We start from the raw sequence: 11,823 nt of genomic DNA, 5'->3' as shown, positions 1-11,823 counted from the left end.
TTGCTCCGCTACCAGGCCACCGGCAGCTCGGCCAGGCCGAAGACCAGGCCCTGCTTGACCTCGATCTCCTCCACGGGCGAGGCGAGACGCAGGGTGGGGACGCGGTCGAACAGCACGCGCAGGGCCACCTCGAGCTCGACGCGGGCCAGGTTCTGGCCGATGCACTGGTGGATGCCGAAGCCGAAGCTGAGGTGGTTGCGGACGTTTCGGTGGATGTCGAGCTCATTGGGGCGCTCGAACTGTGCCTCGTCGCGGTTGGCGGCCGGGTTGAGGAAGAGGATGCCGTCGCCCTCTCGGATGGTGACTCCGGCGATCTCGATGTCGGCGGTGGAGACGCGGGACAGTCCGCCGGTGAGGGACAGGAAGCGCAGCAGTTCCTCGACGGCGTTGCGCCACAGGTCGCCGTCGGCCTTGAGCTCGGCGAGCTGCTCGGGGTGTTCGAGGAGGGTGAGGACGCCGAGGGCGACGGTGTTGGCGGTGGTCTCCTGGCCGGCGATGACCAGCACCAGGGCGTAGCGGACGAGTTCGTCGCGCTCCAGGGTGCCTTCGACGACCTGGGTCACGAGGTCGTCGAGGAGGCCCACGCCGGGGGTGGTCTCCTTGGCGATCAGGAGCTTGCCGAGGTAGTCGGCGAGGTCGCTCATCGCGTCGACGACCTGCTCGGGGTCGAATCGGCGGTAGGTGAGGTCTTCGAAGTAGTTGCGGTCCTCGTACGGGATGCCGAGGAGCTGCGAGAGCACCGTGGCGATGAGCGGCTTGACGTAGACCTCGAGGAGGTCTGCCGAATTGCCGGAGGCGACCATCTCGTCGGCGAGGAAGGCCGCGGTCCGCTCGATCTCGGGCTTGATGCCGGCGATCTTCTTGAGGGTGAAGCTGGGCAGGACGTCGCGCCGCTGCTTGGTGTGCTCGGGCGGGTCCGTCCTGATGAGGGCGCCGATGGCCGCCGAGCGCGGGGTCTGGAGCTGGGTGAGCGCCGGGATCGGCATGGGGAAGTTGGGGTGGAACCGGTTGACCGACATGGCCGGGTGCGACATGAGTTCGCGGGTCTCGGCGTGTCCGGTCACGGCCCACAGGGGGCGGCCGTCCCACTGGCGCACACGGGTCACCGGCCCGATGGCCCGCAGATCCTCGTACTCGGCCGGCGGGTGGTACGGGCACTTGCGGGTCATCGGCAGCTCGGGCAGCGCTTCCGCCACCTCGGACGCGAGCGTCTCGGTCATCGGGGAGTGTCTCCAGTCTGGCGTGTCGGGTCGGGTCGGGGCTCGCCGCTCAGGGAGCCGGGGTCAGGAAGTGGCCGTCGACGCGCACGAGTTCGCCAGTGACGTTGCTGTTGGCCGCCGAGCCGAGGAAGACGACGGTGTTGGCGACGTCCTCGGGAGAGGTGACCCGCTTGGTGGCGGCGGCTTCGGCCGCGAAGTTGAGCAGGCCCGGCGACATGGGCTTGTCACCCGGGGTGAAGCCCGGCAGGACGGCGTTGGTGAGGATTCCCGCGCGCCCGAGCTCGCGGGACATGACCCGCGTCAGGCCGTGCAGTCCGGCCTTGGCGGCGGCGTAGGAGGCACGGCCCGGGTAGCCGTCTTCGGCGAAGGTGGAGGAGATGTGCACGATGCGCCCCCACTTGTTGCGCCGCATGCCACCCACCACGGCCCGGCTCAGGAGGTACGGGCCGAGCAGGTTGGCCTGGAGGGAGGCGGCGAAACGCTCGGCGGGCTCGGTTTCGAAGAGTTCGCCGTGTCCGGGGAACCCGGGCATGGCCACGGCGTTGTTGACGAGCACGTCGACGCCGCCCCACCGGTTGCCGACGGTGGTCAGGAACCGCGTGATGGAAGCCTGGTCGCCCTGGTCGAGCTGCTCGGCGACGACCTCGCCGCCCGCGGACTCGGCACGGCGTACGGTCTCCCGGGCCCCGCCGGGGTTGCTGTGGTAGGTCGCGACGACACGGGCACCCTCGGCGGCGAAGGCAACGGCCGCGGCCCGGCCGATCCCACCGCTGGCTCCGGTGACGACGACGACCTTGTTCTTGAGTCCGAAATCCATGATTTTTCCTCTGTTTGTTCCTTGAATCGGGGCATGCGTGAGCCGCCGCGAACGTCGCGGCGGCTCACGCCCGGGTTCAGCCCAGCCGGGAGCGGAGCTCCTGGCGGTCGGCGAGCTGGAGTTTGCGGTAGGTGCGGGTCAGGTGCTGCTCGACCGTGCTCACCGTCACCGACAGCTCATGTGCGATCTTCTGGTTGGACACTCCCTTGGCGGCCAGCACGGCCACCCGCCGTTCGGAAGGGCTGAGCTGCTGGAGGCACACCGTGTTGCGGTCGAAGATCTTGTACCGCGGTACGTCGGCCTCCATCCCGGCGAGCAGTCCGCCGCTCTGCAGTCCGGCGGCGACCGTAGCCAGCCCCGGGGTGCCGATGGCCTCCCGCAGCTGCTCGAAGATCGCTTCGCGGGCGTTGAAGTGGCTCTCTTCCGCGCCCAGGCCGAGGGAGGGCGGTCCGGGCTGGTCCGGTGCCTGCTCGATGTACTCGACGGACTTGCTGTAGTCCCCCATGGCCATGTAGGTCGCGGCCACCGACAGCCGCCAGGGAACGCGCCAATCCTGATCGAGGTTCCAGTTGGCCAGGATCCGCCCGCAGCGAAGGAAGTCCGCGAGGCCGAGGAGATGCTCCCCCGTCGCCAGGTAGTGGTGGCCGCGCGCGTACAGGTAGCCGAGCCCGTACCGGGTCTCGAACATGGACTCCGGCAGCCGGCGCCGCAGCAGGGCGGCTCCCTTCGCCGACGTGCCGGCGAGGGTGTGCGCGTGCAGGAGCGTGCCCAGCGGTCCACCGATCCGCACGCCCCACCGGGACGCGGGCAGCAGCCGCAGGGCGCGTGCCGCGTCCGCGACCGCCCCGGCGTGGTCGCCCGTCCGCAGGGCCGCTTCGGCCCGCAGCGCGGTGAGCGAGGCCCTCCATGCCACGGCCTGGTGGTCCGTGGTGTCCGCCAGGAACCGGTCGCACCAGGAGCGGGCCCGCTCGGACCGGCCCCCGTACACGTGCGCCCAGAGGGCGGCTAGCGTGGCGGGCGCCATCTCGTCCGTGAAGATGCTGCGTTCGAGCGCCTGGTCCGCCAGCAGGCCGGCGCGCACCGGGTCGGTACGGCCGGTCAGCGTCCCGGCGAAGGACCATGCGGCGGCATACCGAGCCCCCTGGACCGAGGTGGTGTCGATCCGCCGGCGCAGCGACCGCTCCTCGACGGCCTGGCGCAGCAGCCCGGGGAACTCGGCGGCGACGAGGAGCTTCCCGCCCTCCAGGTCCATCAGGCGCAGGTCCTCACGGGCCGTGAGGTCGTGGATGCCCTGGTCGATGGTGCCCAGGATGTCCCGGGCGTCCCAGAGGGTTTCGAGCCTGCGGCCGGAGATCCGGAAGTCGTCCCCGGTGCTGCGCTGCGGCGGCCGCGGCGACACGGGGCCGTTCTGGAAGGACTCCAGCCACTGTGCGGCGTCCTCCGTCGACGCCCCGGCGTCCTTGAGCGCGATGGCGGTCTGCTTGCCCAGGGCCACCCGGCGGCGGCGGGGCATGTCGCCGAGGATGGCGCCGCGTGCCACCTCGTGGCGGAAGCCGCCGGCCGCGAGGAGGCCCGCCGCGACGAGTTCTCGCATGGCCTCCTCGACGACGGCGATCTCGTTGCCCGAGATCTCGGCGATCAGGCGTGCCGACTCGTGCTCCCCCGCGGCGGCGATCACCTCCGCGATCTCCCGTATCTCGGGGTCGAGGCGGTGCAGTGTCTCCAGGACGGCCGGCGCGTACCCGGGCCCGATGGGGACCTGGGTGGTCTCCCCGAGGGCCGGGCGCAGGTCCCGGTCCGCCACGAGGTCGCGGAGCAGGGCCCTGGTGACGAGCATGTTGCCGTTGGAGAGCCTCAGCAGCCTGGACGCGGTGTCCGCATCGAGGACGAGGTTGAACTCGGCCTCCGCCAGAGCGACGAGCTGCTCGGGCGGGATCGAGGTGAGCGAGATCTTCCGGAACGTCGAACGGCCGGTCAGCTCCTGGGCGAGCCAGTGGTAGCCGTTCGGCGCCCCCATCCGGTCGGTGGCCACGACGAGAACCGGACGGTCACCGATGGCCGAGGCCAGCCGTGCGAGGAACGCGGCGGAGGCGGGGTGCGCATGGCGCAGGTCGTCGACGCACACGAGCACGGTGCTCCTGTACGACAGTTCGACGATGTGCGCGATGGCCTCGTCAGCCTCCAACTCCTCCTCTTCGGAGGGCAGACCGGAGTCATGCGGAGACTCGGACTGCGCACCCGTCAGTCGACGGGCCAAACTCAGCGGGCCGTTCGGCATGAAGCGCGAACAGTCGGCCCGGAGCACGAGCACACCGCGCCGCGCGGCGTATTCGGCGAATGAACTCAAAAGCGTCGTCTTGCCCGAGGCGACCGGACCGGTCACCAGAGCCGTTCTTCCGTATCCCGCGATCGCGTCGGCGAGCGTGTCGCGGAGTACTTTCCATCCGAATGCGTTGTGGATGGAAGCCATCAGCCTTATCCCCCTAGCCTGCTTCACAGGGCTGCGCCCCAGTGACCTTCACACCGTCGCGGAACCCGCGTACGGATGGTCGGTTCAGCCCCAACCCTGATCGTCCGCGTGCGTGCCGACCTGCACGGCTGCCGCTACGCCGACGGTGGTGACGATCCGGTCCGCAGCACGTCCCGAGCCCACACTCGCGACGAAGAGCCCAGCGAGAGCTGCGCTTAAAAGGACAAGGGTGACAAAAGTGCGAATATTTGCATGTATGAGCGTCATCAGTTCCCCCGAGCAATGAGCCTAAACATCCAGGAGCAGCAAACCGCTCTCTGGTCCGCGGCGTTTCCCCCGCTGTTGACAATCATCCCAGGTCAGAGGCGGCGGACTCGTGACTGCGTAGGATCCAGTTGACGACTGGCGGAAATCGGAGAGGCTGCAAACCTTGACAAATCTGGACCTACCGGACGTCTCCAGCGTCCCTCAGCCGGACACGGCCACCCATCGGGTCTACTCCTACGCGGTCCAGCGCGTGACCATCGACGTGTCCACCTGCGCCGACGACCTCGACCTCACTCTGCTTCAAGTCCACTCAGCCATCGGCGATTTGGTCAAATTGAGGCTTCTTCAGGTCACTGGGGGCGAGCGCGGACAGTTCGTCGTCGTCGACCCCGCCTCCGCCTCCCTCCAACTCCTCTCCCCCTACGACGAGGAGCTGCGCGCCCGGCAGCTGGCGGTGGAACAAGTGCGCCAGCAGATCCACAGCCTGCTGCCGCTCTACCGCGCCGGCACCTCGGACGGCTCCCGCAGCTCGGGCATCGAGCGCATCGACGACCTCGACGCGGTACGCGGGGTCCTGGGCCGACTGGCGGACGAATGCCAGTCCGAGCTCATCACCTCGCAGCCGGGCGGTGCACGGAGCCCCGAGATCCTGGAGGAGACGGCCCGGCGGGACAGCCTCATCCTGCAGCGCGGAGTGCGCATGCGCACCCTGTACCAGCACACCGCCCGGTTCGACCAACCCACCAGGGACTACGTCACCAGGATCATCGACAACGGCGCCGAAGTGCGCACCAGCGGAAGCGCCTTCACACGGGCCATCGTGTACGACCGGGCCATCGCCGTCATCACCCTCCCGGACAATCCGAAGGGCGCCGCACTCATCCGCGACCCCAACGTCGTCCAGTTCGTGGTCCAGTCCTTCGAATACGCCTGGGCGATCTCCGAGCCGTTCAATCCCGAATTCGACCCTCGCGAGATCCGATCCATTTCGGATTCACTGAACGATGCGGTGCTGCGGATGCTAGTCAGCGGCCATGACGACAAGTCGATCGCGCGCCAACTGGGCATCTCCCCCCGGACCTGCCAGCGCCGCATCTCGGACGTGATGCAGCGCATCGGAGCCCGCACCCGCCTCCAGGCCGGATACCTCATCCGTCACAACGGCCTGGTCCCGCTCGTCGAGAGCGAGGAGGACGGGATGCTCCACGGCACCCCTGACGGAATTCCGGGAGGCACCACCACGACGCCCGCGACCCCCTAAGGAACTCTGGGGTCAACTCCCGTTGCTCGCCCAGATCTCCTTGACTACCGTCATTTTCGGGCCGGTGAACTTCCCCCGTGGCCCTGAGAAGCGAGAAAGGCATCCAATATGAGCAAGGTTGTTGTCTTCGGAGCCGGTGGCAAGGCCGGTCGTGCCGTGGTGACGGAGGCCCTGTCCCGCGGCCACGATGTGACCGCCGTCGTCCGCGACCCCGCCAAGTACGAGGACCTGGCCTCCGCCCGCGTCCAGGTCGTCGCCGGTGACGTGACCAACGTCCACAGCATCGCCGCCGCGGCCGAGGGCCACGACATTGCCATCAGCGCCGTCTACGACGCCTCCTCCGCCCCGGAGCCGTTCTTCGTCGGCGCCGCCCACGCGCTCCTGGAGGGCCTGCCGCAGGCCGGCGTCCGCCGGGCCCTGATCATCGGCCTCGTCTCCAACCTGGAGTTCGCCCCGGGCCAGCGCATCATGGACGGCCCGGACTTCCCGGAGGCCTTCCTGGAGTTCTCGAAGGGCCACGCGGCCGGGCTCGAGGTCTTCCGCTCCGCCACGACGGACCTGGACTGGCTGGTCGTCACCCCGCCGATGCTCCTCGACGAGGCCGAGCGCACCGGCACCTACCGTGTCGGCGGCGACCAGCTCCTGACCAAGGAGGACGGCACCAGCCACCTCTCCTACGCGGACCTCGCGATCGCCCTCCTGGACGAGGCCGAGACCCCGAAGCACCACAAGACCCGTATCTCCGTGGCCGACTAGTCCGACGCCGCAGGCGGCCGGCCGTCGGCGGGCCGCTTCACGCAGTACCCGATCACCGGCCTGGGGACGTGCCGCGTTCCGGCAGCCCCAGCTCGGTGACCGACCAACAGATGGCCACAGGGGTCGCTTCGTCGACAGGGTCCACGATGGTGTCGGCCTCCACCCGGACCCGCCCGGGCGGGCATTGGTGTTCCGCGTGGACGAGAAGTCACGGATTCAGGCCCTGGGCCCTGGCGTGCATCGACTGCCGGTGCACTCGCTCGGCTCAGTCGGACACCGGCAGATCCAAGAGCGAGGTCTCCCGGGTCCGCGCGGGCCTCGACGAACAGCCCGACGCACGTACGGGCCACGACGCGGTTCGCCCCTCACCTCGGCGGCTCCCCGCCACCGCCGGAATCCGCACGATCCGTGTGCGCACGACTACACCGGGTGCCGTGCGGCCCGTGTCAGGTCCACCTCCGGGGTCACCGCTCGCCCGCCAGGTCCAGATCGTCGACCGGAGGCTCGCTCGACACCGGATCCATCGCCTTCGGGCGACGCCACGGGTGGGCGATCGGGTGCGCGATCGGACGCCACCAGGGATCCACGGGCAGCGTTCCGGCAGGTTCGAAGGGCTCGCCGGGGCGCGGGAGGGCTACCGGCTGGCCGGCCTCCTCAGCCGCGTCGACCGTCCACTCGCCCGGCTCGGCCCACGGGTGCAGGGCCAGGTTGAAGGTGCCCCAGTGGATCGGGAGGAACACGCCGTGCGGGGCACCGCCCTGCAGGTCGAGGTGGGCGCGCACACCCTCCTCGGGGGTCATGTGGATGTCGGGCCAGTACTCCGAGTACGCGCCGATCTGGATCATCGTGGCGTCGAAGGGGCCGTGCTCGGCACCGATCTCCCGGAAGCCGGGGAAGTAGCCGGTGTCCCCGCTGTGGTAGATCCGGTGCTCGTCGCCCGCGACGACCCAGGAGGCCCACAGGGTGTGCTGCTGGTTGCGCAGGCCGCGGCCGCAGAAGTGCCGGGCGGGGGTCGCGGTGAGAGTGAGGCCCGCGATCTTGGTGCTCTCGTTCCAGTCCAGCTCGCGCAGCCGGTCGGCCGGGACGCCCCAGTGCTCCAGGTGCGCACCGACGCCCAGCGGGACCGCGAAGACCGTGTCCGTACCGGCCAGCGCCTTGATCGTCGGCAGGTCCAGGTGGTCGTAGTGGTCGTGCGAGATGACCACGACGTCGACCGCGCCCAGCGAGGCCAGTGGGACCGGTACGGGGTGCAGCCGCTTGGGACCGGCGAAGGGGAAGGGCGAGCACCGCGTGCCCCACACGGGGTCGAAGAGCACCCGGCGGCCGTCGATCTCGGCGAGCACGCTGGAGTGCCCCATCCAGGTCAGGCGCACCCCGCTCACCGGCGGTTTCGCCAGCTCGGCGAGGGTGGTCGGGTAGACCGGGATCGGTGCGGCGGGAGCCCGCCCGATCCGCTGCTCGCGGTGGAAGTAGATCTTGGCGAACTCCGCCATCGACCCGGAGGGCCTGCTCCGGGCACCGACGGGGTTCTGGAAGACGCCGTCGGCGAAGTTCGGCGAGCGCTGGATCCGCTCCAGCCGCTTGCCCGAGGGGTCCGCGCCGAAGGCTTCGGGCCGCAGGGCACGCAGCTGCGGACGCAGGGGACGAGAGCCGGTCAAGGCGCCTCCAGTGACGGTGCGGTCGGATGACGGCGCGGTCGGGATGTCCGTCGGTCTACGAGCATCCCAACGCACACCGGCCCCCGAGGATTCCGCCTTCCCCTCGCGTGTCGTCTCCCCCTCCCCCGCTCCCCCCGTCTACAGCGGCAGCAGGTCCGGCCGCTTCGCCTCGACGTGGTCACCGGAGGACTCCCCGCGCAGCCGCCGGCCGATCCAGGGAACCAGGTGCTCTCGCGCCCAGTGGATGTTGTCCCGGGTCACGTCGACCGATCCGCGCGGGCGCTCCGGCGGCCACGGCTGGTCGGGGTCGGCCGGCACGTCCAGTCCGAGCACCTGGGCGGCGCGCAGCGCGACCCGGGTGTGCCCCTCGGGCGACAGGTGCAGCCGGTCGGTGTCCCACGCCCTTCGGTCCTGTACTGATTTCAGGGACCAGAGGTCGAGGACCGGGCAGTCGTACCGGTCGGCGATGGCGCGGACGTGGACGCTGTACGTCGCCACCTTGCCCCGCAGGTGCTTGAGGACCGGTACGCCCCGGGTGTCGAAGCCGGTGGTGATCACGACCCGGCCGACGGCTCCGGCGAGGTCGGCCACGGCCGCCTCGAAGCGCTCCGCCACGTCGTCGGGGTCGGTGCCGGGCCGGATGATGTCGTTGCCGCCCGCGCAGAAGGTCACGAGGTCCGGCGCGAGCGCCTTGGCCCGCGGGACCTGGTCGGCCACGATCTGGTCGAGGAGTTTGCCGCGCACGGCCAGGTTCGCGTACCGGAATTCGCCTTCTGGATGCCGGTCGGCCAGGAGCACGGCGAGCCGGTCCGCCCAGCCGAGATAAGTGTCCCCGGGTCCCGGGTCCCCCACGCCCTCGGTGAAGCTGTCCCCGATCGCCGCGTACGAGCCGATGGTCTTGGGTTTCGTCGTCGTCGCTGCCACGAGACGACATCCTTCACTCTCGTAACCAACCTACGCCAACGTAATGAGGGGTTGACGGGCCGTGATCTTTACCACCCGGGGGATAAGGAATACGTACACGTGAGGCCGGGACCCCCCTCGGGTCCCGGCCTCACGTGTGCCTGCGCTCCTGCGGCGGCCGCCGTCAGATGCTGACGCCCTTGGCGCGGAGGTAGCTCAGCGGGTCGATGTCGGAGCCGTAGGACGGGCCCGTGCGGATCTCGAAGTGCAGGTGGGGGCCGGTGGAGTTGCCGGTGGAACCGGACAGGCCGATGGTCTGGCCCGCGGTGACGCTCTGGCCGACGGAGACGGACAGCGAGGAGAGGTGGCCGTACTGCGAGTAGTTGCCGTCCGCGTGCCGGATGACGACCTCGTTGCCGTACGCGCCGCCCCAGCCGGCCGAGACGACGGTACCCGCGCCGACGGCCCGGACCGTGGTGCCGGAGCTCGCGATGAAGTCGACACCGGTGTGGTAGCCGGAGGACCACATGCTGCCCGCGACCTTGTACTGGGTGGAGATGCCGGTACTGGCGAGCGGGGCCACGAAGCCGGAGGCCGACGTCTTGGCCGCGGGGGCCTCGACCGCGGACTCCTGCTGCGCCGGGGCCGCCTGCTCGGGCGCCTGCTCGGCCGCCTGAGGAGCGGACTTCGGGGCCGCCTTGTGCGCGGTCCTGGGAGCGGCCTTCGGGGCGGATTCCGCCGGAGCCGGAGCCTGAGCCGGGGCCGCCTCGGCCGCACCGCCGAGGTTCAGCTTCAGGCCGGGGTGGATCAGATCGGGGTTGGCGCCGACCGCCTCGCGGTTGTCGGCGTAGAGCTGCTGCCAGCCGCCGGACAGGTGGCGCTCGGCGGCGATCTTGGAGAGGTAGTCACCCGGGACGACCGTGTAGGCCGTCGGCGCGGCCTCTGCCCGGAGCGGGGCGGAGACCTGCGGGGCCGCCACGGGTGCCTCGACGGCCCGGGCCGTCGTGGCGGCCGCCGGGGCACCGGCCGCGTGGGCGCCGGCGGCGCCCATCAGCGGCAGCGCGAGGGCCGCGCCACCGGTACCGGCGACGGCGAAGCCGCGCGATATCGAAAGGGACTTGGGGCGGCGGTGCTTACCCTTTGCAGGCATGTCGCATTCCTCTCCGGTGCCTGCGAGGTGAGCTGTCGGGTTCGGACTGGAGATGTCCGGCCGCACATGAACGGAACATGTACGGCTTCACCCCTAGCCGTCCCGGGCTTGAGTTCCGGGACAGCGGCTTACCTGGTTCCCCCGCTCCTGCCGCGCGTGAATGGTCGAGTGCGGTTTCCGGGCGGCGGCAGGATTCGGCGATCCACCCGGATCGGTCGCGAACGTAATCCCAAAAGGCCGTGCCGAACAAGCCGCGAATTTCCTGACGGAATCACAGGGACGGGAAACCGGGGGAATGCCGGTCACCCTCCGTCCATTCCCGTCCGCCAACAACCGCTCCGGCGCGGGCATTCGGCTTTCGCGATCAGGCACTCACGGTCACCGTATGATCTGGCTCACGGGGACGCGCCCGATCTCGCCTCCGCTTATGGCAAGTTGTCGCCAAGTAGTGTAATTCGGACAGAGCACCCAGAAGCAGCATCACGAAGCGGAGGAGTTCCCTTGACCCAGCAGATACAGGAGCCGGAACTGTCCGGAGTGCGCAATTTCCGCGATGTGGGCGGATTGCCGACTTCTGATGGACGAAGGGTCAGGACGGGACGACTGTTCCGAAGCGGACATCTGGCGCATGCCACTGAAACCGATACAGAATTCCTCGGTTCGCTCGGCCTCCACACCGTCTTCGACTTCCGCAACGGCGCCGACCACGCGCTGGAGGGCCCGGACGTGGAACTGCCCGGCGTGCGGAACGTCAACATCCCGCTCTCGGACCCGGCCGACGGTCGCGAGTTCTGGAAGATGGTCCGCGACGGCGATCTCGAACAGCTCCGCACGATCCTGGGCGACGGGAAGGCCGCCGCCCGGATGACGAACTCGTACCGGGCGATGATCAAGAGCCGCACCGCCGAGCACAGCCGGGTCCTGCACGCCCTCGCCGAGGACAGCGTGCCGGCGCTCATGCACTGCGCCGCCGGCAAGGACCGGGCCGGCCTGTCGATCGCCGTCACCCTGCTGGCGCTGGACGTCGAGCGCGAGGCGATCGTCGCGGACTACCTGGAGTCGAACGCCCCGCACCGCCGCTACCGGGTCCGCCGGAGCGACGAGTCCGCCGAGGCCCGCTCCCCCGAGGTGATGGAGCTGCTCTCCCCGCTCTTCGACGCCCGCGCCGAATACCTGGTCGCGGCCTTCGACACCATCGAGGAGACCTGGGGCGGGGTGGACCGCTACCTGGAGGAGGGCCTCGGGCTCACGCCCGGGACCCGGAGCCGGCTGCGCGAGCGGCTGCTCGACTGACGTGCCGGTCGGAGGGGGAGCGCACACC

Annotated in this window: 9 protein-coding genes, 1 pseudogene and 1 riboswitch; of the genes and pseudogenes, 4 read left to right on the top strand and 6 right to left on the bottom strand. The window is 70.0% G+C overall.

Annotation, left to right across the window (positions count from 1 at the left end):
- Positions 1 to 8: 8 nt before the first annotated feature.
- The 3 genes from ACIQ5Y_RS32805 to ACIQ5Y_RS32795 form a co-directional block, all read right to left on the bottom strand.
- Complete coding sequence (locus ACIQ5Y_RS32805; protein ID WP_403888778.1) at positions 9 to 1,220, bottom strand: cytochrome P450; 1,212 nt, start codon at positions 1,218 to 1,220, stop codon at positions 9 to 11.
- Between the two features lie 49 nt (positions 1,221 to 1,269).
- Positions 1,270 to 2,037, bottom strand: coding sequence for an SDR family NAD(P)-dependent oxidoreductase (locus tag ACIQ5Y_RS32800; protein WP_403888775.1), 768 nt, complete (start codon positions 2,035 to 2,037; stop codon positions 1,270 to 1,272).
- Positions 2,038 to 2,113: 76 nt separating this feature from the next.
- Positions 2,114 to 4,507, bottom strand: a complete 2,394-nt coding sequence (locus tag ACIQ5Y_RS32795) for an AAA family ATPase (protein ID WP_403888772.1) — start codon at positions 4,505 to 4,507, stop codon at positions 2,114 to 2,116.
- 430 nt (positions 4,508 to 4,937) lie between these two features.
- Here ACIQ5Y_RS32795 and ACIQ5Y_RS32790 point away from each other — a divergent pair, with 430 nt between their 5' ends.
- The 3 genes and pseudogenes from ACIQ5Y_RS32790 to ACIQ5Y_RS32780 form a co-directional block, all read left to right on the top strand.
- The gene (locus tag ACIQ5Y_RS32790) at positions 4,938 to 6,035 is read left to right on the top strand and encodes a LuxR C-terminal-related transcriptional regulator (protein WP_403888769.1); all 1,098 of its coding nucleotides are present in this window, start codon (positions 4,938 to 4,940) and stop codon (positions 6,033 to 6,035) included.
- A gap of 108 nt (positions 6,036 to 6,143) precedes the next feature.
- Positions 6,144 to 6,791 (top strand): NAD(P)-dependent oxidoreductase, encoded by a 648-nt coding sequence (locus ACIQ5Y_RS32785; protein WP_403888766.1) that lies wholly within the window; start codon positions 6,144 to 6,146, stop codon positions 6,789 to 6,791.
- A gap of 127 nt (positions 6,792 to 6,918) precedes the next feature.
- A pseudogene (locus tag ACIQ5Y_RS32780) lies at positions 6,919 to 7,041 on the top strand (IS630 family transposase); the annotation flags it as partial.
- A 214-nt stretch (positions 7,042 to 7,255) separates the two neighbouring features.
- On the opposite strand, the gene ACIQ5Y_RS32775 reads toward ACIQ5Y_RS32780, so the two are convergent.
- The 3 genes from ACIQ5Y_RS32775 to ACIQ5Y_RS32765 all read right to left on the bottom strand — a co-directional run bounded on the left by ACIQ5Y_RS32775 (position 7,256) and on the right by ACIQ5Y_RS32765 (position 10,502).
- The gene (locus ACIQ5Y_RS32775) at positions 7,256 to 8,449 is read right to left on the bottom strand and encodes an MBL fold metallo-hydrolase (protein ID WP_403888763.1); all 1,194 of its coding nucleotides are present in this window, start codon (positions 8,447 to 8,449) and stop codon (positions 7,256 to 7,258) included.
- Positions 8,450 to 8,587: 138 nt separating this feature from the next.
- Positions 8,588 to 9,373, bottom strand: coding sequence for an SGNH/GDSL hydrolase family protein (locus ACIQ5Y_RS32770; protein ID WP_403888760.1), 786 nt, complete (start codon positions 9,371 to 9,373; stop codon positions 8,588 to 8,590).
- 163 nt (positions 9,374 to 9,536) lie between these two features.
- On the bottom strand, positions 9,537 to 10,502 hold the full coding sequence (locus ACIQ5Y_RS32765) for a peptidoglycan DD-metalloendopeptidase family protein (RefSeq protein WP_403888757.1): 966 nt from the start codon (positions 10,500 to 10,502) through the stop codon (positions 9,537 to 9,539).
- Positions 10,503 to 10,506: 4 nt separating this feature from the next.
- A riboswitch (cyclic di-AMP (ydaO/yuaA leader) is annotated at positions 10,507 to 10,712 on the bottom strand.
- A gap of 291 nt (positions 10,713 to 11,003) precedes the next feature.
- Between ACIQ5Y_RS32765 and ACIQ5Y_RS32760 the strand changes: the two genes are divergently transcribed.
- Positions 11,004 to 11,795, top strand: a complete 792-nt coding sequence (locus ACIQ5Y_RS32760; protein ID WP_403888754.1) for a tyrosine-protein phosphatase — start codon at positions 11,004 to 11,006, stop codon at positions 11,793 to 11,795.
- Positions 11,796 to 11,823: the final 28 nt, after the last annotated feature.

It is taken from the genome of Streptomyces sp. NPDC096339 (genome assembly GCF_044762985.1).
GTDB lineage: Bacteria > Actinomycetota > Actinomycetes > Streptomycetales > Streptomycetaceae > Streptomyces.
The sequence above is the reverse complement of the archived record's forward strand: the minus strand, read 5'-3'. Positions and strand labels throughout refer to the sequence as shown.